Source organism: Pseudomonas sp. USTB-Z, from assembly GCF_019691255.1.
Classification (GTDB): Bacteria; Pseudomonadota; Gammaproteobacteria; order Pseudomonadales; family Pseudomonadaceae; genus Aquipseudomonas; species Aquipseudomonas alloputida.
Genome location: NZ_JAECZP010000003.1, coordinates 154,138 through 175,052, shown reverse-complemented (window position 1 = coordinate 175,052; position 20,915 = coordinate 154,138). Strand labels below are relative to the sequence as shown.

The window sequence follows — 20,915 nt, the reverse complement described above, 5'->3', positions numbered from 1 at the left end:
GGCGAAAAACGCCTTGTCCCGGATGCGTACCTGCAGGGGCTGTTCAGATCGGGTGATTACACCGGCATGCTTTGGTAAGGCAATTCATCCCCTGGGCTGCGTTCGAACTGGCGCTTGTATTCGCGGCTGAACTGCGAGGTACTCTGATAGCCCACCCTGTGCGCAGCCTGTGCCACGCCCAGGCCTTCGCCGATCAGCATCTGCTGCGCCTTGAGTAGCCGCAAGCGCTTGAGGTACTGCATCGGCGCCATGTCGGTGCAGCGCTTGAAATGTTCGTGGAAGGTTGAAACGCTCATGTTGGCGCGCGCAGCCAGTGCCTCCACGCTCAGCGGCTCGCTGTAGTGCTCGCGCAGGTGGGCGAGGGCGGCGCCGATGCGGGCGAAGTGCCCCTGTTGCTCCACCAGTGCCCGCAGCACACCGGCCTGCGGGCCACGCAGGGCGGTGTACAGCACTTCGCGCACACGCGCCGGGCCCAGCACCTTGGCGTCCAGCGGGTCGTGCAGGCAGCGCAGCAGCCGCTCCACGCTTTCGCGCATGGGCGCATCCAGTGCCGCCGACGTCATCGATTGCGGGGTTTGCGCCTGCACTTCAGCGTCCGGTGCCAGGCCCATGCTCTGCACCAACTCGCCCAGCACGCCACGGTCGATGCCCACCGCCACGCCCAACAGCGGCGCCTCGCGGGTGGCAAAGGTTTCACACATGAACGGCACCGACAACGCCTGCACCAGGTAATGCCCGGCGCCGTACTCCAGGGTGCGCGGCCCCAGGCGCGCCAGTTTGCTGCCTTGGGCCAGGATCATCAGGCTTGGTTCGTAGATCTGCGGGCTGCTGGCCACATAGTGGTCCCAGCTCAGCACCTGTACCTGGGGCAGGTGCGTGGGCACAAAGCCTGGGCGCGTGGCGAGGCTGCGGATCAGTGCGCAAAGCGGCGCATTGGCGTCGACGTGACGGGTCAGTTGCATGGTGGACCAAGGGCAGAGAATCAGACAGTTTGATCATCGCAGATTGAGGGCGTGGCGCCAGGTGTTAGATGACACCTTCGGAGAATCAGGCATGCATGCCGGAGAATCAGCCGTGGGCGAGGCGGCGAACGGCGCGCAAAATGCGTCGCCTGAATCGTTTCACTTTACTGCGAGGCCCTGCATGTATACCGCCATCGGTTACGCCGCTCAAACCCCCACCAGCCCCCTGGCCCCCATGACGTTCCAACGCCGCAGCCCGCGCCCGGATGACGTCGCCATCGACATCCTGTACTGCGGCGTGTGCCACTCCGACATCCACCAGGCGCGCAACGAATGGGGCATTGCCGTGTACCCGCTGATGCCGGGCCACGAGATCATCGGCCGGGTCACGGCGGTGGGCGACAAAGTCACCGCGCACAAGGTCGGTGACCTGGTGGGCGTCGGCTGCATGGTCGACTCGTGCCGTACCTGTGAAGCCTGCGCCAAGGACCTGGAGCAATATTGCCTCGAAGGCCCGACCATGACCTACGCCACCCCGGACCGGGTCGATGGCAGCAACACCATGGGGGGGTACTCCAGCAGCATCGTGGTCAGCGAGCACTTCGTGGTGCGCATACCGGCCGGCATGGACCTGCCCAGCGCTGCGCCTATCCTGTGCGCCGGCATCACCACCTATTCGCCGCTCAAGCACCACGGCGTTGGCCCGGGCCACAAGATCGGCATCCTCGGCATGGGCGGCCTGGGCCACATGGGCATCAAACTGGCCAAGGCCCTGGGTGCGGAAGTGACCCTGTTCACGCGCTCTCAGGCCAAGGCCGAGGAAGCGCGCCGCCAGGGGGCCGACCATGTGATCGTCTCCACGGATGCCGAGCAGATGCGCGCCGCTGCCGGCCGTTTCGATTTCCTGCTCGACACCATTCCGGTGCAGCACGACCTCAACCCGTACCTGGAAACGCTGAAGTTCGACGGTGTGCACATCCTGGTCGGCCTGATCGAACCGATCGACCCGGCATTGCATGCGGCCAACCTGGTGATGAAGCGCCGAGTGCTGGCGGGGTCGTTGATCGGGGGGGTTGCCGAGACTCAGGAAGTACTGAACTTCTGCGCCGAGCACGACATCCGTTGCGATATCGAGATGCTGGATATCCGCAACATCAACCAGGCCTATGAGCGGATGATTGCCGGTGATGTGAAGTACCGGTTCGTGATCGACATGGCCACGTTACAGGGCTGATGGGTCGGTTGCCTGTACCGGCCTCTTCGCGGGCAAGTCCGCTCCTACACAGGGGTGATGTAGGGCTTGCGCGCGGTGGGGCCCGTACAGGCAGCAACGATGCAGCCGTTTTACCAGGCCATCGGCTTGTCCCAGGCCTTCCAGAACAACCATCGCCGCACCTCGCCGTGCGCCCCGGTACCGATCTGCCACTCGGGCCGCCCGCTATCCAGCGCAATCACCGAAATAACCCCCGCATGGCTCGCCGCCACCAGCGTTTGTCCGTCGGCGCTGATATCCATCGCACTGATGGTCGATCCCAGGTAATGCTGCCAATGCTCCTTACCCTCTTCGCCAAACGCCCGCAGGTAGCCATAGGCATCACCCACAATGTACTCGCCATCGCGCGCAACCCCCGCATACACCCTTGCGCCATCCTGCACCAGCGGGGTACGCGGGTCCTGGCTGTAGTAATCGGTATCCAGCCCGTGCAGGTCTGCCACCCTCACGGCCAGCGTGGCACCGCTGTAGAAATGGCAGGCATTGACGATCAACTGGTCACCCGCGCGGTTGAACAAGGCAAAGTGCGGGTATTCGCTGCCCGGGCCGATGTGCGCCAGCGGCTTGAGTCGTTCGTCCAGAACAAGGTGTCGGCTGCCTTGCTCACCCACGACGATCAGCCGGCCATCCGCCGACACCGCACCATGCTCCATGCTCAGCCCCAGGCTGATGTCGTCCGGGTCGGTGCCCTCGGCCAGCTCATCGAGCACCCGTGTCTGCTGTGGCAGCAGGCGAGTCGCACCTTGAGTGGCCAGCACGAAGATACCTTCGGCACTCACCAGCAGCACTCGCTGGCCATCGGGGAAGGGGATCAGCGCGGTCGGTGTGGGCGGCAGGTCGAACGGCTCGAACGGGTAGCCTGGCGGCAACCCCTCCAGCCCCGTAGGCCAGGCCAGGCGCTGCACTTGCGGGCCGCCCCAGCCATCGGTCACACGCACGCCCTCGGTATTGGCCAGGGCGAAATAGCGCCGCGCCGGGCAACGGCCAAAGTGTTCGATGCCGATGACCGGGGTTACCCCATGGTGATCGATACGCACCACCTGGCCCTTGTCGTAAGGCATACCGATGCGGGCCAGCAGGCTGCCATCTTCCAGCAGCAGGACATGGCTGATGCCTTGGCCGTGGTCTTCGAGCAACGGTATCAAGGGGTGGTGTGCGGGTGGCCAAGCCTCGCGAAATGCCTGACGCTGCGGTTCGTCCATGCCAGGGCGGTTGGCTGCCTGCAGGGCTGCCAGCCAGGCGTCGAGCAGGTGTTCGGTGGCGGGTGCCTGCGGCTCTTCGAGGTTGTCCCAGCCGTGCGCACGGCCCTGCGCGACGTAGTCGTTGACGGCCTGGGCATAGGCGATGACTGCCTGCTGCCACTGCTGCTGGGGGTGCTGCTTGTCCATGAGCGGATCGGGCTCCTTGTTGCACGCGCGTTTCACACAAAGCGCGCATGGTACTCCTTCTGCCTGCCCAGCAGTTGTGAGGCCCCAGCTTGACGCGTACCATGCCGGGCATTCCTATCCATAACAAAACGTACGTTGGCACCCCTGCAAGCGGGGGGGCTGGCGTGCGACCTGTTGCTTTGTCTGCGGAGAAGCGGTTTCCACCCATGAACGGACCCATACCCACACACCTGCCGCCCACAACGGGCAGCGGCAGCTGGCTGAGCGTCATCGCCCTGGCCTTGGCGGCCTTCATTTTCAACACCACCGAGTTCGTCCCGGTGGCGCTGCTCAGTGACATTGGCCGCAGCTTCGACATGAGCACTGCCCAGGTCGGCCTGATGCTGACCATCTATGCCTGGATCGTGGCGCTGGCCTCGTTGCCCATGATGTTGCTGACCCGCAACATCGAACGGCGGCGTCTGCTGCTGTTCGTGTTCCTGGTGTTCATTGTCAGCCACGTGCTGTCGTGGCTTTCGCAGAGCTTCGCCATGCTGCTGGTCAGCCGTATCGGCATTGCCCTGGCGCATGCGGTGTTCTGGTCCATCACCGCCTCGCTGGCGGTGCGTGTGGCGCCGCCGGGCCAGCAGGCCAAGGCGCTGGGCCTGCTGGCCACCGGCACTACCCTGGCCATGGTCCTGGGCATCCCGCTGGGCCGTGTGGTGGGCGAGGCACTGGGCTGGCGCATCACGTTCCTGAGCATTGGCGGGGTAGCGCTAGCCACCATGCTGTGCCTGATGAAATCGCTGCCGCTGCTGCCCAGCCAGAACTCCGGTTCGTTGCGCAGCCTGCCGGTCCTGTTCAAGCGCCCGGCACTGGTCATTACCTACTTGTTGGTGACGTTGGTCATTACCGCGCAGTTCACGGCCTACAGCTATATCGAGCCGTTCGCCCTGCACGTAGCGCAGATCGGCGGCGACCGCACCACACTGTTGCTGCTGTTGTTCGGCGGTGCCGGGGTTTTTGGTTCGTTGTTGTTCAGCCGTTACAGCGACCGCTTCCCGCATGGCTTCCTGGTGGGTTCGATCGGGGTACTCGCCGCGTGCCTGTTGCTGATGTTGCCGCTGTCGGGCAACTTCTATGTGTTCGCAGTGCTGAGCATGTTCTGGGGCGTGGCCATTCTCAGCTTCAGCCTGGCGCTGCAGTCCAAGACCCTGAAGCTGGCGTCCGACGCCACCGATGTGGCCATGGCGCTGTTCTCGGGTATCTACAACATCGGTATTGGCGGGGGTGCGCTGCTGGGCAGTATCGTCAGCAGCCAGATGAATGTGGCGGATATCGGCCTGGTGGGCGGCAGCGTGGCAGTGGTCGGGCTGGTACTGGCCGTTGCCAGTACCCGGCGCTTTCGCGAGGCATTGGCACGCTGAGCCGGGGCCGCTCAGGCCCCTTGCCGGTCAAGTAGAGACTCAGGCCAATACGGCAGCCCATGCCGATATCAACAAAACCCCCGCCAATACCTGGTTGAACACCCGCAACCGCCCCGGTGCCTGCAGCCACCGGGCGCTCCCCACCCCCAACACCGCCCACGCGGCCATGCTCGGCAGAGCGATCAGCAAGAACACCAGCGCCAGCTGCCACACTGGCAACGACGGCGCGGCAAATACCCCGACCACCGCCACGGCCATCAACCACACCTTGGGGTTCACCACCTGCAACGAAGCCGCGCTGAGCGCACTGAAGCCTGGCGCCGTGGTCGTGTGGAGCGGGGCGGCGGCACTGCGCAGCATCTTCCAGGCCAGGCTGCTCAGCCACAGCACCCCGGCCCCGCTCATCAGCTGTTGCGCCAGGGGGTGGCGCAGCAGCAGTTCGCCCAGCCCCAGCCCGACGAGCAGCACAATGGCTGCAGCCGCGCCACACGCCGCCACGATCGGCGCCAGGCTTGCGCGCAGGCCCCGGCGGGCGCCATGGGCCAGGATCAACAGGTTGGTCGGCCCCGGGCTGATACTGGACACCAGGGCAAACAGCATGAAGGGCAACAACGACTCAGACATGGTTCAGGGCTCCGTAACATCGAAGCACCATGCTCGCTGCCCGCCGGCACTCAGTCTGGAAGGTTTGAGCAGCGCCTGCGGTAGTCGGCCGGGGTCAACTGGTAGGCGCGGCGGAACCAGCGCCCCAGGTGGCTCTGGTCGGCAAAGCCCAACGCCACGGCCACTTCGGCCGGTGTCTGGCCTTGGGCAAGCAGGCGCCGCGCGCGTGCCAGGCGCAGCTGGATCAGGTAGGCATGGGGTGCAATGCCGAACGCCGCCTTGAACGCACGCGTCAGGCGAAAGCGGTCAATGCCGCAGGCCTGGGCCAGGTCCTCCAGGCCGATGTCGCGCTCCAGATTGGCATGCAGGAAGTCCCGGGCGCGCTGTGCGGTCAGCGGCAGGCGCGGGTCGGGGTTGATGCGGCGGCGCCAGTGCAGGTGGCGGGTCAGGCAGGCCAGCAGATCGTCCATGGCCGTTTGCCTGACGATGCGCAAGTCCTGGTCATGCACGGCCCTGAAGGCCAGGGCGGTGGCCCGTGCCAGGCGTTCGTCGTGGCACAGGGTGTCGGCGAAGCTGGGCAGGCTGTCGCCCGGCGCGTGCTCGTACAGCGCGCGCAGCTGTTGGTCGAGCCAGGCGGGCTCCAGGTACAGCGTCGAATAGGTGAAGCCTTCTTCGGTGGGCGCCAGGCCATCGTGGATGTCGCCAGGCTCAAGTAAGAATACCTGCCCCGGTGTGCTGCGGTGGCGCACCCGGCGGCAGTTGAACTGCTGCACACCCTGCTCGGTCACGCCGACCAGGAAGCTGTCGTGCCAGTGGGGATCATAGGCATGGCCGACAAAATGCGCGCGGACCGACTCGATGCCGGTGTCGGCGTCTTGTTTGAAGTCGATCCAGTTGCTCATGGACGTGTACCGTGGGGTAAATGGCTACCTTAGCGCAACGCCCCCGGCTCAGTCTGGAACGATTGTGCAGCCGTTGGTCAGTGCCCGGGCGCGCAGGGCCTCGAAGCGTTCGCGTAGCCACAGGTGCAATTGCTTCACGGCCGGTGTGAGTTGTTTGCGATGAGGGCAGACCAAGGTCAGCGGGGTAGGCTCGCCGAGCAATTCGGGCAGGACCATTTCCAGTTCACCGGCCGCGATGTTGGCGCTGACATCCAGCCACGACTTGTAGACGATACCTTCCCCCTGGATGGCCAGGCGGCGGATGACGTCGGCATCGTCACTGACCAGCGGCCCACGCACCTGCACGGTGCGATTACCCAGCTGCCACTTGTCGTACACCCGGCTGTGCTGCATGTACAGCAGGCAGGCATGCTGCTGCAGTGCGTCGGGGGTAAGCGGGCGGCCGTGACGGGCCAGGTAGTCGGGCGAGGCCACCAGCACGCGGCGGTTCCATTCGGCCAGTGGCAGGGCGATGTAGTTGGCATCCTGGTTGAGGCCATAGCGGATGGCCACATCCACAGGGTCGCGGTTGAGGTCGGCCATCTGGTCGGACAGGAAGAAGCGCAGTTGCAATGCCGGGTGGTCGTGGCGGAAGGCGCTGAGCCAGGGCAACAACATGTTGCGGCCCATGTCGGAAGGGGCCGACACCTGCAGGATGCCGCGCAGGCTATTGGGGTTGCCATGCAGATCTTCATGGCCCTGGCGCAGGCTTTCCAGCACATTCAGCGCGGTTGGCAGGTAGCGCTCGCCCTCGGCGGTCAGGCGCAGGCTGCGGGTGGTGCGGGCGAACAGGCGTACATCCAGGTCGCGTTCCAGGCGTTTGATCGCGGCAGCCACCTGGCCCGGCAGCAGGCCGGCTTCATGGGCGGCGGCAGTGAAGCTACCCAGCACGCTGCTGCGGGCAAACAGTTCGAGGTCGGTGATGCGCAGCATTTTCATTCCAGGGATGAAAGTGTTGTTACATTGTGCCGCTTTTTCTTTTTTGCTGGAAAGATAAGATGCCCGGCAAATCCACTGTTCACTCCGGAGTTGTCGCATGGATACCGTATCGCTGGCCAAGCGCCGTTACACCACCAAAGCTTACGATGCCTCACGCCGCATTCCCCAGGCCACCGTCGACGCCCTGCTCGAACAACTGCGTCACAGCCCGTCGTCGGTCAATTCCCAGCCCTGGCATTTCATCGTCGCCGACACGGCCGAAGGCAAGGCCCGCCTGGCCAAGAGCACTGCTGAGGGTTATGCCTACAACACGCAGAAGCTTCTCGATGCCTCGCATGTGATCGTGTTCTGCACCCGTACCGAAATGACTGAAGAACACCTGAACGCCGTGCTCGATCAAGAGGCTGCCGATGGCCGTTTCCGTGATGAGCAAGCGCGCGCCGGGCAAAACCAGAGCCGCCGGCACTACGTCAACCTGCACCGCTTCGACCAGAAGGATGTGCAGCACTGGATGGAAAAGCAGACCTACCTGGCGTTGGGAACTGCCTTGCTGGGTGCAGCGGCGCATGGGCTGGATGCCACGCCGATCGAGGGCTTCGACAGCAAGGTCCTCGATGCCGAACTGGGTTTGCGTGAGCGTGGCTTTACCAGTGTGGTGATCCTGAGCCTGGGTTACCGCAGTGAGGCGGACTTCAATGCCGGGCTGAGCAAGTCGCGGTTGCCGGCATCGCAAGTGTTCACCTTCCTGTGAGGTTTCCGGGGCCGCTGTGCGGCCCTGGCAACGCTGGCGGTTAATCTGGCAAAGCCCAGACGTCGACCGCCCGATCAGGCAAACTGGCAATGACCCGGCATATACCGCATACTTATCGGCAAATGCCGAAAAGGAGCCTGCCATGCTTGCCGAAGTGCTTCGCGACAACGGTTACCACGAGTACCGGGCGCGCTTGCAGGCGCTGCTGGACATTCCCGAGCTTGCCAGCGATTTCGAAATCCACACCCGCATCACCGATGGTTTTGCCGCCACCTGGTTGGTAAAGCTGACCGAACGCGGTGTGCTCACACCGGTGGAGCGCGACCAGATCATCCCGCTGCGCACCCTCAAATCCCGTATCGAGCGCGACCAACCGCTGACCGTGGATGAGAGCGATCGGCTGTTCCGCTCGGCCCACATCACCGCCATGGCCGAGGCTGTGTTCGGTGAAGCGGGCAAGGCCAAACGCTGGCTTTCCAAGCCCAAGGAGCGTTTCTCGGGGCTGACGCCGATGCAGATGCTCACCACCCAGCAAGGCACCACGCAGGTCGAAGAAATGCTGCTGCAGATTGCCGAGGGCTATGGCCTGTGATTTTGTGGCGAATCAGCGCCTATGCAGACTTGAGCGGTACGGGGGGCTTGCGTGTAAGTGGCCGCTGGCACCAGGCGGGTCGGCCGGTGGTGTATGCCGCCACCAGCCCTCCCGGGGCGATGCTGGAATTGTTGGTGCACCTGGAGATCGACCCCGAGGATTTCCCGACCACCATGCGCTTGCTTCGCATCGAACTGCCCGACACGGTTTCCCAGGCGCAGTTGCCCGCTTTGCAGCCCGGCTGGTCTGCTCAGCCTGAGTTGACCCGTACGCTGGGCAATCGTTTTCTGGATGACGGTTCGGCATTGCTGCTGCCGGTGCCAAGCGCGATCATGCCCAGCACCACCAATTACCTGTTCAACCCACGGCACCCGCAGGCGCAGAGCGCGAAAATCCAGGTTGAGGATTTCACGCCGGACAGCCGCCTGTTCTAGTGTGGTGTTTTGCAAATACGGCCAATAACTCGCGAGCGATTTTTGCGCTCAGGCAAGGCGTCGCGACGAGTCGTAGCCCAGCTACGGCGAGGAGCGACAACGCCGCATGAGCGCAAAAAGCGCCGCGAGTTATGGTCGTTATTTGTGAAACACCACACTAGGGCGTGGTCACCACAGTGCTGCCGATGCTGACGCCAGCACCCGGCCAAACACTTCGAGCGCCTTGTCCACGTCAGCCTCGGTGCTGAAACGGCCGATGCTCAAGCGCACACTGTTGCGAGCCTGACGCTCATCCAGCCCCAGTGCCAGCAGCACATGCGAGGCAGCGTTGCTCGCCGAGTTGCAGGCCGAGGTGGTCGACAAGGCCAGCTCGCCGGCCAGCGCCGTGCTGTTGAAGCCCTTGCTGTCGATGCACAGGTTCAAGGTATGGGGAATGCGTTGCTTGGCGCAGCCGTTCAGGGTAACGCCGGGCATGGCCAGCAGGCCTGTGCGCAGGCGTCTTGCCAGTTGCTCGAGGCGCTGGTGTTCGCTGTCGCCAGGTTGGCCGGCCAAGGCAAAGGCGCTGCCCATGCCCGCTATCTGATGGGTCGCCAGGGTGCCGGAACGCAGGCCCTGCTCGTGGCCGCCGCCGTGCATCTGCGCACGCATCAGCACGCGGGCGCGCGGCCCGACATACAGCGCACCGATGCCTTTTGGCCCGTAGACCTTGTGCGCCGAAAAAGACATCAGGTCCACGGCCATCGTATGCAGGTCGATCGCCAGCTTGCCCACGGCCTGCGCGGCATCCACGTGCAGCAGGGCACCATGGGCACGTACCTGCTCGCCGACCGCGGCAAAATCAGTGACCGTGCCCAGTTCGTTGTTGACCGCCATCAGCGATACCAGGCGGGTGTCAGCGCGCAACGCTGCCTGCACGCTTGCAGGCTGAATCAGGCCATTGCCATCCGGTGCCAGGCGTGTAACGGCCCAGCCCTGGCGCTCCAGTTCGGCCACGGTGTCGAGCACGGCCTTGTGTTCCAGTTGGCTGGTGATCAGGTGCCCGGGCTGGCCGATGCCTTGGGCAATACCCTTGAGCGCCAGGTTGTTGGACTCGGTCGCACCTGACGTCCATACCAGATGCTCGGCGTGCGCGCCGACGCACTCGGCGACTTGCTGGCGCGCTTGTTCCACGGCGTGACGTGCAGCCTGGCCGAAGGCGTGGCCGCTGGACGCCGGGTTGCCGAAGTTGGCCTGGTTACCCAGGCAGGCGAGCATGGTTTCGATAACCCGGTCGTCGACTGGGGTAGTGGCGGCGTAATCGAAGTAGAGTGGGGCGCTAGGCATTGAGGGCGGGTCCGTGTCAGTGGCCGTCAAATCGGCAATCATTGACGTAAGCGTACCTGCCAGCAGCGGTATTTTTTTCGTTTCCCTCAGGTCGATTCGCGATTATTTTAGAAAAAAATTCTCTATCGAAGATCTTTCATGGGATTTTCTACTTTGCCTGGTGAGAGCCATGAAGGGGCCCTCGCCGGCACCGTCAGGGCTCCAGAGCCTTCTCTTCCTCTGCAACCACGCGCTCGCACAATTCCGTAATCTGCTCGCGCATCCAGCGGTTGGCCGGGTCCTGGTCGGTGCTTTCATGCCAGTACAGGTGCGTTTCCAGCGCAGGGACCTCCACCGGCAGCGCCTGATAACGCAACTGATGGCGACGGGCGAAGCGCTCGGGGACCGTCATCGCCATGTCGGTCTGCTGCAACACCTGCGACGCCATCAGGTAGTGTTGCGAACGCAGGGCGACCTTGCGTTGAACCCCCATCTTGCCCAGCGCCAGGTCGACGTAACCCAGGCCGTTGCGGCGGCTGGAGATATGGATGTGGGTCATGCCCAGGTAGCTGTCGAGGGTCAGCTTGCTGTCGGCCAGCGGGTGACCCTGGCGCAGGGCGCAGACATAGCGGTCTTGCATCAGTTTGATGTGGCGCACCTGCGGGTCGGTGTTCAGTGGCGCGTCGATGGCAAAGTCCAGGCGGCCGGCCGCGAGTTCCTTGGTGGTCTCGCGGCGCTTGCACAGGAAGCTTTCGATCATGACTGCCGGCGCCAGGCGGCGCAGGCGCTGGAACAGCGGCGGCAGGATGACCGCCTCGGTCAGGTCGGTCATGCTGATGCGGAAGGTCTTGTTGGCCTGCTGCGGATTGAAAATGCGGCTTTCCTGCACCGAAGTCCGCAGCAGCGCCAGCGCGTTGCGCACAGGGCCGATGATGTTCTGCGCCATGGGGGTGGGCACCATGCCTTGCGCAGTGCGCACGAACAGCGGGTCATTGAAGGTTTCGCGCAGGCGCGACAGGGCATTGGACACTGCCGGCTGGGTAATGCCGACGATCTGCCCGGCGCGGGTCAGGTTGGCTTCGGTGTAGATCGCATCGAACACGATGAACAGGTTGAGGTCGACCTTGCTAAGGTTCATGGGCGCCGCTCTTTGTTGGAATTATCGGCCGATCATATATCGGTTATGAATGTTTATACACGCGGAAAATAGACTAGGTGGATGGAGCAATGCTGCTCTAGGCTCTGGCCCACGTACTCCGAACTGTGAAGGTAGCCCAGATGGATTTCGCCTATTCGCCCAAGGTCCAGGCACTGCGCGAGCGTGTCACTGCGTTCATGGACGCTCATGTCTACCCCGCCGAAGCCGTGTTCGAGCGCCAGGTCGCCGAGGGTGACCGCTGGCAGCCCACTGCAATCATGGAGGCGCTCAAGGCCAAGGCCCGCGCCGAAGGGTTGTGGAACCTGTTCCTGCCAGAGTCGGAATACGGCGCCGGCCTGAGCAACCTGGAGTACGCCCCGCTGGCAGAGATCATGGGCCGCTCGTTGCTCGGGCCGGAGCCGTTCAACTGCTCGGCGCCGGACACTGGCAACATGGAAGTGCTGGTGCGCTACGGCAGCGAGGCGCAAAAACGCCAGTGGCTGGAGCCGCTGCTGCGTGGCGAGATCCGCTCGGCGTTTGCCATGACCGAACCGGACGTGGCCTCCTCGGACGCCACCAACATGGCTGCTACCGCCATACGGGACGGTGACGAGTGGGTGATCAACGGCCGCAAGTGGTGGACTTCCGGCGCCTGCGACCCGCGCTGCAAGGTCATGATCTTCATGGGCCTGTCTGACCCTGAAGGGCCACGCCACCAGCAGCATTCCATGGTGCTGGTGCCGACCGACACGCCAGGCGTGAAGATCGTCCGCCCGCTGCCGGTATTCGGTTATGACGATGCGCCCCATGGTCATGCCGAAGTCCTTTTCGATCATGTGCGGGTGCCGTACGAAAACGTGATCCTTGGCGAAGGCCGCGGCTTCGAAATTGCCCAGGGCCGCCTGGGCCCAGGCCGTATCCACCACTGCATGCGCTCGATCGGCATGGCCGAGCGCGCACTGGAGCTGATGTGCAAGCGCTCGGTGGAGCGTACTGCTTTCGGTCGGCCACTGGCACGCCTGGGCGGCAACGTCGACAAGATCGCCGACTCGCGCATGGAAATCGACATGGCCCGGCTGCTGACGCTCAAAGCGGCCTACATGATGGACACCGTCGGCAACAAGGTGGCCCGTAGCGAGATCGCCCAGATCAAGGTGGTGGCGCCGAACGTGGCCTTGAAGGTGATCGACCGGGCTATCCAGATACATGGCGGGGCAGGGGTAAGCGGCGATTTCCCGCTGGCCTACATGTATGCCATGCAGCGCACCCTGCGCCTGGCTGACGGGCCGGATGAAGTGCACAGGGCGGCGATTGGCAAATACGAGATTGGCAAGTATGTGCCGGTGGAGATGTTGCGTAGCGGGCGGTGAACGCGTCAGCCTGCGCCGGCCCATTCGCGGGTGAGCCCGCGCCTACACGGGCAGCACTCAGCTTGCCCGCGACGTGGCCAGTGCAAGTGATTCACTCAGGCACCTAGTTGCGTGTCTTTTTCTCTCTTGGACGCGGGTTCTTGTCCAATGGCGTGCGGCTGGTGCCCATCCATACTGTCATCCTTTTTTTGCCCCCGCGTCTTGATCAACGAAATCACCACCCCACCCAGCAACAACCCGAATGTCACGCCCAACGACAGCAGCGCCGGCACCTTGCCCACCATGCCGTGGTAGAAAATCTTGCAGCCAATGAAGATCAACACCAGTGCCAGTGCGTACTTGAGGTAGACGAACCGGTGCATCAGCGCCGCCAGCGCGAAATACAGCGAGCGTAAGCCGAGGATGGCGAAGATGTTGGAGGTGTAGACGATGAACGGGTCCTGGGTGATGGCGAAGATCGCCGGCACGCTGTCGACGGCAAACACCAGGTCGGCCAGTTCGATCAGTACCAGCGCCAGAAACAGCGGGGTGGCATAACGCAGCGCCTTGCTGTGCCCGGCCGGGGTGTGGCGTACGAAGAAGTGCGAGCCATGGATCTGGTCGGTAACCCGCATGTGCCGCCGCACGAACTTGAGGATCGGGTTGTTGGCCAGGTCCGGGCGGCTGTCTTCCTTCGACAGCGCCATTTTCACCCCGGTAAACAGCAGGAAGGCACCGAAGATGTAAAGCACCCAGGCAAAGTTCTGTACCAGCGCCGCGCCCACGCCGATCATGATGGCCCGCAGGAACACCACGCCCAGGATGCCCCAGAACAGTACGCGGTGCTGGTAGCGGCGGGGGATGGCGAAGTAGCTGAAGATCATCGCCATGACGAACACGTTGTCCATGGACAGCGATTGCTCGACCAAAAAACCGGTGTAGAACTCCAGTGCCGACTGCGCGCCCAACTGGTACCAGACCCCCGCGCCGAACAGCACACCGACACTGAAATAGCCTGAATACAGCAGCAGGCTCTCGCGCATTTCAATTTCCCGGTCGTGGCGGTGCAGCACGCCCAGGTCGAGCACCAACAAACCGATGACGATGGCCATGAACACCAGCCACAACCAGGCGCTGGTACCGAGGACAGGTGTTGTGAGGAATGCTTGCAGAGCTGTCATGAGCCCCTCCTTGAATGTCGACGTTGCAAGGCAACAGTGATCCGACATGGCGGCTTGGCAGCCGTCAGAGGGGCCCGGTATCACATGGGTTTGAGCCTAGACCCGTTTGCCCGCGATGCCGAATGGGGAGCTGTTACATTTCTTTGCCAGTGCAGCGCTCAGGACCGCAATCCTTTGCTCAGCCCGTTCCCTTCTATTAAGTAACCCCGGTTATAGCCAAAACCAATTGAAAGCATGAGCTTTGCCAATGAGCCTTCAGCGGGATGATTGGTTAGGATTCTGTCCATCAACTGATTCCAACCCCATGAAGGAGTGTCTCTCATGCCAATCATCAACAGCCAGGTCAAACCCTTCAACGCCACCGCCTACCACAAAGGCGAGTTCGTTCAGGTCAGCGAAGCCGATCTGAAAGGCAAGTGGTCTGTCGTGTTCTTCTACCCGGCCGACTTCACCTTCGTTTGCCCGACCGAGCTGGGTGACCTTGCTGACAACTACGCCGAGTTCCAGAAACTGGGCGTGGAAATCTACGGTGTTTCCACCGACACCCACTTCACTCACAAAGCCTGGCACGACACTTCGGACACCATCGGCAAGATCGAATACCCGCTGATCGGTGACCCGACTCACGTCATTTCGCGCAACTTCGACGTGCTGATCGAAGAAGCCGGCCTGGCCGACCGCGGTACCTTCGTGATCAACCCGGAAGGCCAGATCAAGATTGTCGAGCTGAACGACGGTGGTGTCGGCCGTGATGCTGCTGAACTGCTGCGTAAGGTCAAGGCTGCTCAGTACGTTGCCGCTCACCCAGGCGAAGTGTGCCCGGCCAAGTGGAAAGAAGGCGAAGCCACTCTGGCGCCGTCGCTGGACCTCGTAGGCAAGATCTAAGGTCATGCCCATAACGCGGGCGGTAAGCAGCCGCCAAAGCTGAAGTACCTACCGCCCCGTCAAACGCCCGGGCGACCTCGCCTGGGCGTTTTTGTATCCGAGTTTTGAAAAAGGAATCGCCCGTATGTTGGACGCCACGCTTAAATCGCAACTGAAAACCTACCTGGAGCGGGTCACCCAGCCGATCGAGATCGTTGCTTCCCTCGACGACGGCGCGAAGTCCCGCGAATTGCACGACCTGCTGGTAGAGATTGCCAGCCTGTCGAACCTCATTACCTTCAGCGCGGACGGTACCGATGCCCGTCGCCCTTCGTTCTCGCTGAACCGCCCGGGTGCCGATATCAGCCTGCGCTTCGCCGGCATCCCCATGGGTCACGAATTCACCTCGCTGGTGCTGGCACTGCTGCAAGTCGGTGGCCACCCGTCCAAGGCCAGTGCCGAAGTGATCGAGCAGATCCAGGCCCTGGAAGGTGAATTCAACTTCGAAACCTACTTCTCGCTGTCGTGCCAGAACTGCCCGGACGTCGTCCAGGCACTGAACCTGATGGCGGTACTCAACCCCAACGTGCGCCATGTTGCCATCGACGGTGCGCTGTTCCAGGACGAAGTGGAATCGCGCAAGATCATGGCGGTTCCGAGTATCTACCTCAACGGTGAAGTGTTTGGTCAGGGCCGTATGGGCCTGGAAGAAATCATTGGCAAGATCGACACCAACGCTGGCGCCCGCCAGGCCGAGAAGATCAACGCCAAGGAAGCCTTTGACGTGCTGGTTGTCGGCGGTGGCCCCGCTGGCGCCGCTGCTGCTATCTACGCTGCCCGCAAGGGCATCCGTACCGGTGTTGCCGCCGAGCGCTTCGGCGGCCAGGTGCTGGACACTCTGGCCATCGAGAACTTCATTTCGGTGCAGGAAACCGAAGGGCCGAAGCTGGCCACGGCGCTGGAAGAGCACGTCAAACAGTACGACGTCGACATCATGAACCTGCAGCGCGGTGACGCGCTGATTCCGGCCGCCGAGGGCGGTCTGCACGAAGTGCGCCTGGCGGGGGGCGCTTCGCTGAAGGCCAAGACCGTGATCCTGGCCACTGGCGCCCGCTGGCGCGAAATGAACGTGCCGGGTGAGCAAGAGTACCGTGGCCGCGGCGTGGCCTACTGCCCGCACTGTGACGGCCCGCTGTTCAAGGGCAAACGCGTGGCGGTGATTGGCGGCGGCAACTCGGGTGTGGAAGCGGCCATCGACCTGGCCGGTATCGTCGCCCAGGTGACGCTGATCGAGTTCGACAGCCAGTTGCGTGCCGATGCGGTGTTGCAACGCAAGCTGCGCAGCCTGCCGAACGTCAACGTGATCACCAGCGCGCTGACCACCGAGGTGCTGGGCAATGGCGAGAAGGTCACCGGCCTGCGCTACAAGGACCGCACCACGGATGAACAGCACGAGGTGGCACTGGAAGGCATCTTCGTGCAGATTGGCCTGTTGCCCAACACTGACTGGCTGAAGGGCACCGTCGAGCTGTCGCCGCGTGGCGAAATCATTGTCGACGCCAAGGGCCAGACCAGCATCCCGGGTGTGTTTGCAGCAGGTGACGTGACTACCGTGCCGTACAAGCAGATCGTCATTGCGGTGGGTGAGGGGGCCAAGGCGTCGCTCGCGGCCTTTGACCACCTGATTCGGACTTCGGCACCGGCGTAAGCCTGTACGGCCCTTTCGCGGTTGAAGCCGCTCTCACAGGACTGCGCAGTTGTTGAAACTGTGAAGATCCCCGTAGGAGCGGGTTTACCCGCGAAGAGGCCGGGCCTGCTGGCCAATCACCACCCGCCGTTCACCGTTGCTGCCGCTACCGTATTCGCGGGTAAACCCGCTCCTACATCGGATCGGTGGTGGACACATGTCGGTGGCCGGGCCTGCTGGCCAATCACCACCCGCCGTTCACCGTTGCTGCCGCTACCGTATTCGCGGGTAAACCCGCTCCTACACAGATCGGTGGTAGACACACATCGAGGGCTGGACACAGGCCGTCGTAGGAGCGGGTTTACCCGCGAAGAGGCCGGGCCTGCTGGCCAATCTCCACCCGCCGTTCACCGTTGCCACCGCCGCCGTATTCGCGGGTAAACCCGCTCCTACGCAGATTGGTGGCGGACACACATCGAGGGTTGGACACAGGACGCTGTAGGAGCGGGTTTACCCGCGAAAGGGCCGGTGCAAGCAAAGCAGGACCTGAAGGTGTCTATGCTTACTGCAGACCCCTCAGGAATCACACCCATGACCCTGATCAGCCGCGAACCCTGGTGGCTAGTCCCCCCAAAGCCCGGGCAGCAAGAGCAGGACCTGCACTGGGGCTACCTGGAAATCTACGCCGACGGTCGCGCTGTGTTCGTCGACCAGCGCCCCACTGACCGGGAGCTGGCCGAGCGCAAGAGCTGCCGCAATTTCCCCGACCCCGAGCCGTGACGGCTCAGCCTTCCAGCTCTGACAGGCGTGCTTCCAGCGCCGCAATGCGGGCTTCGAGGGCCTCGATGCGTTCTTCTGACACACTGCCGCCAGTGGTGCGCGCGCCGCCTTCCTGCTGCCGTGCAGCGAGAATCGCCTCGATTTCCGCCGGGTCGCCCAAGGCATGGGTGTAGCGGTCTTCACGCTGGCCGGCCTGGCGTGGCAGGTGCAAGGCCAGGCCCCGCGAGATCAGGCGCTCCAGCTGATGCTGGATCTGCTCGGTGTCGTCAAAGTCGTGCAGGCGGTTGCTACGGGTCAGCAGTTCGTTGAGGGTTTGCGGGCCCCGCAGGAACATCAGGCCCATCAGCACCAACTGCGCTGGCACCAGCTCCAGTGCCTTGTCTACCCGATGTTCCCAGCGGTCGGCACGGCTGCCCATCTGCAGGCGGGTCATGCCCTGACCTTCGAGGACGCGCAGGGCCTGGCCGACCTGGCCTTGGGTGAGGTTCATCACCGGCTCGCGGCTGGTCTTCTGGTTGCAGGCCAGGACCAGGGCATTGAGGGTCAGCGGGTAGCTTTCTGGGCTGGTGGCCTGCTTTTCGATCAGCGAGCCGAGAACGCGGACCTCGATGCTGTTGAAGCGGCCTTCACCTGCGGTTTCGTGTTCTGACATGGCCCTGTCTCGTGGCTGGGGAAAGGCCACTAGGGTAGGTAATGCGATCGCGTAAGGCAATTGGGGCCGCAAAGCGGCCCCGGCCCGCTTAGCCGTTACGCTGCTCTTCGGCCTGACACGCCGCCGCGGTGAACAGCACATCGGTCGAAGAATTCAGCGCCGTTTCGGCAGAATCCTGCAACACGCCGATGATGAAGCCCACCGCCACTACCTGCATGGCAATTTCGCTAGGGATGCCAAACAGGCTGCACGCCAGCGGAATCAGCAGCAGCGAACCCCCAGCCACGCCCGAGGCGCCGCAGGCGCACACTGCCGCCACCACGCTGAGCAGCACGGCAGTCGGCAGGTCCACCTGGATACCCAGGGTATGCACGGCGGCCAGGGTCAGCACGGTAATGGTGATCGCCGCACCGGCCATGTTGATGGTCGCGCCCAGCGGGATCGACACCGAGTAGGTGTCTTCATGCAGGCCAAGGCGTTCCGACAACGCCAGGTTCACCGGGATGTTGGCGGCCGAGCTGCGGGTGAAGAACGCGGTAATGCCGCTTTCACGCAGGCACAGCAGTGTCAGCGGGTAGGGGTTGCGGCGAATCTTCCAGAACACGATCAGCGGGTTCATCACCAGCGCCACGAACAGCATGCAGCCGATCAGTACCGCCAACAGGTGCAGGTAGCCGAGCAGCGCGTCCAGGCCCGACTGGGCCAGGGTGGAACTGACCAGGCCAAAGATGCCCAGCGGGGCGAAGCGGATGACCACGCGCACGATCAGGGTTACACCCGTGGACAGGTCTTCGACCACGGTACGGGTGGTTTCGCCGGCGTGGCGCAGGGCCACACCCAAGCCGATGGCCCACGTCAGCACGCCGATGAAGTTGGCATTGAGCAGGGCATTGACCGGGTTGTCTACCGCACTCAGCAGCAGGTTCTGCAGCACCTCGGTGATGCCGCCTGGCGCGCTCAGCGAGGCTTCGCTGGTGCTTAGTGCCAGGTGCGACGGGAACAGCATGCTGGCAACCACGGCCACCACTGCTGCGGCAAAGGTGCCCAGCAGGTACAGCCAGAGGATCGGGCGAATGTGGGTTTCCTGGCCGTGACGATGGTTGGCGACCGAAGCCATGACCAGGATGAACACCAGCACGGGCGCAACCGCCTTCAGGGCGCTGACAAACACCTTGCCAAGAAAGGCCAGGTCGCGGGCGATGGCAGGTGCCAGCAGGGCGAGGGCGATGCCAGCGAGCAGGCCGATGACGATCTGAGTCACCAGGCTGGTGCGGTTGAGGAAGCGGAGGAGAGGGGTCATGTGCAGCGGTATCTCGGAATCTGGAAAGGGCGGACTTTACCATAGAGCACCTGGTGGGCACGGCGCGCCTTGTTGCTAGTCAATGAGGCTTGGATGGCTACCAGTGAAACAACTCCCGCCGCGCCCCCTCGGTAATCGCCACGATCCCTGGGTGCTTGACCTTGCGCTCCACCGAAATGGCGTAGAACGACTCGTGCACGGCCTCGGTCTGCCCGATCAGTTGCACGCCATACTGACGGCACACCTCCTCGGCGATTACGCTGGGCGCAACGAAAATGCCGCTGCCCGACTGCCCGAACGCTTGCATCAAGGCACTGTCATCGAACTCCCCCACGATCCGTGGCTGCACCTGCTGCTCGCCCAGCCACCGCAGCAAGCGGCTGCTTACCACGGTCTCCTGGCCGGGAACCAGCAGCGGAGCATCCTGCAGGCAAGCTGGAAAAGGGCCTTCAAGCCGTTGTGCCAGCGCCGGGGTGGCGAAGAAGCTCAGCCCGCACTCGCCCAGCTTTTGGCTGTAGCACTTGATGTCCAGGTGGTTAGGCATGGGGCTGTCGGAAATCACCAAGTCCAGGCGCTGAATAGCCAGGTCTGCCAGTAACCGCTCAAGTTTGTCTTCGCGGCAGTTGATGCGCAGCACCTCTTCCAGGTCCATGGTCGGTGCCAGCAGGCGGTAGACAATGGATTTGGGCACTACGTCAGCCACCCCCACACGGAACAGGATCTGCTCCTGAGGGCCGGCACGCAGCATGGCTTCGAGCTCGCTGCCGATCTGAAACATCTGCTCTGCATACACCAGGGCCTGACGGCCGGTTTCTGTCAGTTCCAGCTGCCGGCCGGCGCGCTGGAACAGTTCCAGGCCGTAGGTTTGCTCGAACAGGGTGATCTGCCCGCTAATGGTTTGTGGTGTGAGGTTCAGCTGTTGGCTGGCGCGGGTGATGCTGCCCGTCTTGGCCACGGCCCAGAAGTAATGCAGCTGGCGATAGTTAAGCACCGTCGGTCGTTCCGATTCGTAAAAACCGAAGTATATGCCATGAAAATACGAATTTTCCTGAACTATTGCCGTCTCTAGAATGCACGGCTATCAGGCGCCATGCGCCGCCGGGTTATTTCAAGCGAGGACACCATGCTGCAACTCAAATCCATTGGCACCCCCTTGGTGCTGGCTTTGGCCCTGTTCACCCTGGCAGGCTGCGACCAGGCCGAGAAATCCGCCCAGCAGATGCTCGACCAGGCCGCGCAGTCGGCCAAGCAGGCCATCGACGACACCAACAAGGCTGCCCAGCAGGCGCTGAGCGAAGCCATCGGCGGCGAAGGGCAGAAGCCCAAGGATGCCGAGAAGAAAGAAGAAACCCAGGAAATCTGACCCCAACCGC

The 20,915-nt window shown here is 63.2% G+C and carries 21 protein-coding genes; 10 read left to right on the top strand and 11 right to left on the bottom strand.

Annotated elements, in window-relative coordinates:
• Nucleotides 1-56: 56 nt before the first annotated feature.
• Nucleotides 57-962, bottom strand: a complete 906-nt coding sequence (locus tag I8746_RS04810; protein ID WP_014753767.1) for an AraC family transcriptional regulator — start codon at nt 960-962, stop codon at nt 57-59.
• A 181-nt stretch (nt 963-1,143) separates the two neighbouring features.
• On the opposite strand from I8746_RS04810, the gene calA reads away from it, so the two are divergent.
• Complete coding sequence (gene calA / locus I8746_RS04805; RefSeq protein WP_012052913.1) at nt 1,144-2,196, top strand: vanillin reductase; 1,053 nt, start codon at nt 1,144-1,146, stop codon at nt 2,194-2,196.
• A 110-nt stretch (nt 2,197-2,306) separates the two neighbouring features.
• Here the strand turns inward: calA and I8746_RS04800 are convergent, their stop codons facing one another.
• Nucleotides 2,307-3,623: a hypothetical protein gene (locus I8746_RS04800; RefSeq protein WP_014753766.1), complete on the bottom strand. Its 1,317-nt coding sequence runs from the start codon at nt 3,621-3,623 to the stop codon at nt 2,307-2,309.
• A 206-nt stretch (nt 3,624-3,829) separates the two neighbouring features.
• On the opposite strand from I8746_RS04800, the gene I8746_RS04795 reads away from it, so the two are divergent.
• Nucleotides 3,830-5,029, top strand: a complete 1,200-nt coding sequence (locus I8746_RS04795) for a sugar transporter (RefSeq protein WP_003250514.1) — start codon at nt 3,830-3,832, stop codon at nt 5,027-5,029.
• Nucleotides 5,030-5,068: 39 nt separating this feature from the next.
• Here the strand turns inward: I8746_RS04795 and I8746_RS04790 are convergent, their stop codons facing one another.
• Genes I8746_RS04790 through I8746_RS04780 form a run of 3 tightly spaced genes read right to left on the bottom strand, consistent with a single transcriptional unit; the run spans nt 5,069 to nt 7,506 of the window.
• Entirely contained in the window at nt 5,069-5,653 is a 585-nt protein-coding gene (locus I8746_RS04790) for a LysE family translocator (protein ID WP_221100217.1), read from the bottom strand.
• 50 nt (nt 5,654-5,703) lie between these two features.
• Complete coding sequence (locus I8746_RS04785) at nt 5,704-6,534, bottom strand: AraC family transcriptional regulator (protein WP_003250518.1); 831 nt, start codon at nt 6,532-6,534, stop codon at nt 5,704-5,706.
• A 48-nt stretch (nt 6,535-6,582) separates the two neighbouring features.
• Nucleotides 6,583-7,506, bottom strand: coding sequence for a LysR family transcriptional regulator (locus I8746_RS04780; RefSeq protein WP_221100216.1), 924 nt, complete (start codon nt 7,504-7,506; stop codon nt 6,583-6,585).
• A gap of 103 nt (nt 7,507-7,609) precedes the next feature.
• Between I8746_RS04780 and I8746_RS04775 the strand changes: the two genes are divergently transcribed.
• From I8746_RS04775 to I8746_RS04765, 3 genes are all read left to right on the top strand, one after another.
• The gene (locus I8746_RS04775; RefSeq protein ID WP_004573726.1) at nt 7,610-8,263 is read left to right on the top strand and encodes an oxygen-insensitive NAD(P)H-dependent nitroreductase NfsB; all 654 of its coding nucleotides are present in this window, start codon (nt 7,610-7,612) and stop codon (nt 8,261-8,263) included.
• 142 nt (nt 8,264-8,405) lie between these two features.
• Nucleotides 8,406-8,855 (top strand): antitoxin Xre/MbcA/ParS toxin-binding domain-containing protein, encoded by a 450-nt coding sequence (locus I8746_RS04770; RefSeq protein WP_003250525.1) that lies wholly within the window; start codon nt 8,406-8,408, stop codon nt 8,853-8,855.
• Nucleotides 8,852-9,289, top strand: a complete 438-nt coding sequence (locus I8746_RS04765) for an RES family NAD+ phosphorylase (protein WP_221100215.1) — start codon at nt 8,852-8,854, stop codon at nt 9,287-9,289. Before I8746_RS04770 ends, I8746_RS04765 begins: the two co-directional genes overlap by 4 nt.
• A gap of 168 nt (nt 9,290-9,457) precedes the next feature.
• On the opposite strand, the gene I8746_RS04760 is transcribed toward I8746_RS04765, so the two are convergent.
• Both I8746_RS04760 and I8746_RS04755 read right to left on the bottom strand, forming a co-directional pair.
• Complete coding sequence (locus I8746_RS04760; protein ID WP_221100214.1) at nt 9,458-10,612, bottom strand: cysteine desulfurase family protein; 1,155 nt, start codon at nt 10,610-10,612, stop codon at nt 9,458-9,460.
• A gap of 193 nt (nt 10,613-10,805) precedes the next feature.
• A complete protein-coding gene (locus tag I8746_RS04755; protein ID WP_012052906.1) occupies nt 10,806-11,729 on the bottom strand; it encodes a LysR family transcriptional regulator in 924 nt (307 codons plus the stop codon).
• A gap of 140 nt (nt 11,730-11,869) precedes the next feature.
• Between I8746_RS04755 and I8746_RS04750 the strand changes: the two genes are divergently transcribed.
• A complete protein-coding gene (locus I8746_RS04750; RefSeq protein WP_012052905.1) occupies nt 11,870-13,099 on the top strand; it encodes an acyl-CoA dehydrogenase in 1,230 nt (409 codons plus the stop codon).
• Between the two features lie 95 nt (nt 13,100-13,194).
• Here the strand turns inward: I8746_RS04750 and I8746_RS04745 are convergent, their stop codons facing one another.
• Nucleotides 13,195-14,259 carry a TerC family protein gene (locus I8746_RS04745; RefSeq protein ID WP_041167238.1) on the bottom strand — a complete coding sequence of 355 codons (1,065 nt, stop codon included), beginning with the start codon at nt 14,257-14,259 and terminating at the stop codon, nt 13,195-13,197.
• Nucleotides 14,260-14,580: 321 nt separating this feature from the next.
• On the opposite strand from I8746_RS04745, the gene ahpC reads away from it, so the two are divergent.
• The 3 genes from ahpC (at nt 14,581) to I8746_RS04730 (ending at nt 17,590) form a co-directional block, all read left to right on the top strand.
• A complete protein-coding gene (gene ahpC / locus I8746_RS04740; protein ID WP_003250537.1) occupies nt 14,581-15,144 on the top strand; it encodes an alkyl hydroperoxide reductase subunit C in 564 nt (187 codons plus the stop codon).
• Nucleotides 15,145-15,268: 124 nt separating this feature from the next.
• Nucleotides 15,269-16,831 (top strand): alkyl hydroperoxide reductase subunit F, encoded by a 1,563-nt coding sequence (gene ahpF / locus I8746_RS04735; RefSeq protein ID WP_221100213.1) that lies wholly within the window; start codon nt 15,269-15,271, stop codon nt 16,829-16,831.
• A 570-nt stretch (nt 16,832-17,401) separates the two neighbouring features.
• Nucleotides 17,402-17,590 carry a hypothetical protein gene (locus I8746_RS04730; RefSeq protein WP_003250541.1) on the top strand — a complete coding sequence of 63 codons (189 nt, stop codon included), beginning with the start codon at nt 17,402-17,404 and terminating at the stop codon, nt 17,588-17,590.
• A 4-nt stretch (nt 17,591-17,594) separates the two neighbouring features.
• Here I8746_RS04730 and I8746_RS04725 read toward each other — a convergent pair whose 3' ends face one another.
• From I8746_RS04725 to nhaR, 3 genes are all read right to left on the bottom strand, one after another.
• Nucleotides 17,595-18,242 carry a YceH family protein gene (locus I8746_RS04725; protein ID WP_221100212.1) on the bottom strand — a complete coding sequence of 216 codons (648 nt, stop codon included), beginning with the start codon at nt 18,240-18,242 and terminating at the stop codon, nt 17,595-17,597.
• Nucleotides 18,243-18,330: 88 nt separating this feature from the next.
• Nucleotides 18,331-19,542: a serine/threonine transporter SstT gene (gene sstT, locus I8746_RS04720; RefSeq protein ID WP_221100211.1), complete on the bottom strand. Its 1,212-nt coding sequence runs from the start codon at nt 19,540-19,542 to the stop codon at nt 18,331-18,333.
• Nucleotides 19,543-19,639: 97 nt separating this feature from the next.
• On the bottom strand, nt 19,640-20,533 hold the full coding sequence (nhaR, locus tag I8746_RS04715; protein WP_004573709.1) for a transcriptional activator NhaR: 894 nt from the start codon (nt 20,531-20,533) through the stop codon (nt 19,640-19,642).
• A 132-nt stretch (nt 20,534-20,665) separates the two neighbouring features.
• Between nhaR and I8746_RS04710 the strand changes: the two genes are divergently transcribed.
• On the top strand, nt 20,666-20,905 hold the full coding sequence (locus tag I8746_RS04710) for a hypothetical protein (protein WP_003250549.1): 240 nt from the start codon (nt 20,666-20,668) through the stop codon (nt 20,903-20,905).
• Nucleotides 20,906-20,915 lie beyond the last annotated feature (10 nt).

Excerpts from the sequence above, each read along its gene's own strand:
- sstT (WP_221100211.1), bottom strand. The coding sequence starts at position 19,542 with ATGACCCCTCTCCTCCGCTTCCTCAACCGCACCAGCCTGGTGACTCAG.
- I8746_RS04775 (WP_004573726.1), top strand. The coding sequence starts at position 7,610 with ATGGATACCGTATCGCTGGCCAAGCGCCGTTACACCACCAAAGCTTAC.
- I8746_RS04710 (WP_003250549.1), top strand. The coding sequence starts at position 20,666 with ATGCTGCAACTCAAATCCATTGGCACCCCCTTGGTGCTGGCTTTGGCC.
- I8746_RS04750 (WP_012052905.1), top strand. The coding sequence starts at position 11,870 with ATGGATTTCGCCTATTCGCCCAAGGTCCAGGCACTGCGCGAGCGTGTC.
- I8746_RS04785 (WP_003250518.1), bottom strand. The coding sequence starts at position 6,534 with ATGAGCAACTGGATCGACTTCAAACAAGACGCCGACACCGGCATCGAG.
- I8746_RS04800 (WP_014753766.1), bottom strand. The coding sequence starts at position 3,623 with ATGGACAAGCAGCACCCCCAGCAGCAGTGGCAGCAGGCAGTCATCGCC.
- I8746_RS04795 (WP_003250514.1), top strand. The coding sequence starts at position 3,830 with ATGAACGGACCCATACCCACACACCTGCCGCCCACAACGGGCAGCGGC.
- ahpC (WP_003250537.1), top strand. The coding sequence starts at position 14,581 with ATGCCAATCATCAACAGCCAGGTCAAACCCTTCAACGCCACCGCCTAC.
- I8746_RS04810 (WP_014753767.1), bottom strand. The coding sequence starts at position 962 with ATGCAACTGACCCGTCACGTCGACGCCAATGCGCCGCTTTGCGCACTG.
- ahpF (WP_221100213.1), top strand. The coding sequence starts at position 15,269 with ATGTTGGACGCCACGCTTAAATCGCAACTGAAAACCTACCTGGAGCGG.
- I8746_RS04760 (WP_221100214.1), bottom strand. The coding sequence starts at position 10,612 with ATGCCTAGCGCCCCACTCTACTTCGATTACGCCGCCACTACCCCAGTC.
- I8746_RS04790 (WP_221100217.1), bottom strand. The coding sequence starts at position 5,653 with ATGTCTGAGTCGTTGTTGCCCTTCATGCTGTTTGCCCTGGTGTCCAGT.
- I8746_RS04725 (WP_221100212.1), bottom strand. The coding sequence starts at position 18,242 with ATGTCAGAACACGAAACCGCAGGTGAAGGCCGCTTCAACAGCATCGAG.
- I8746_RS04730 (WP_003250541.1), top strand. The coding sequence starts at position 17,402 with ATGACCCTGATCAGCCGCGAACCCTGGTGGCTAGTCCCCCCAAAGCCC.
- I8746_RS04770 (WP_003250525.1), top strand. The coding sequence starts at position 8,406 with ATGCTTGCCGAAGTGCTTCGCGACAACGGTTACCACGAGTACCGGGCG.
- calA (WP_012052913.1), top strand. The coding sequence starts at position 1,144 with ATGTATACCGCCATCGGTTACGCCGCTCAAACCCCCACCAGCCCCCTG.
- I8746_RS04755 (WP_012052906.1), bottom strand. The coding sequence starts at position 11,729 with ATGAACCTTAGCAAGGTCGACCTCAACCTGTTCATCGTGTTCGATGCG.
- I8746_RS04745 (WP_041167238.1), bottom strand. The coding sequence starts at position 14,259 with ATGACAGCTCTGCAAGCATTCCTCACAACACCTGTCCTCGGTACCAGC.
- I8746_RS04780 (WP_221100216.1), bottom strand. The coding sequence starts at position 7,506 with ATGCTGCGCATCACCGACCTCGAACTGTTTGCCCGCAGCAGCGTGCTG.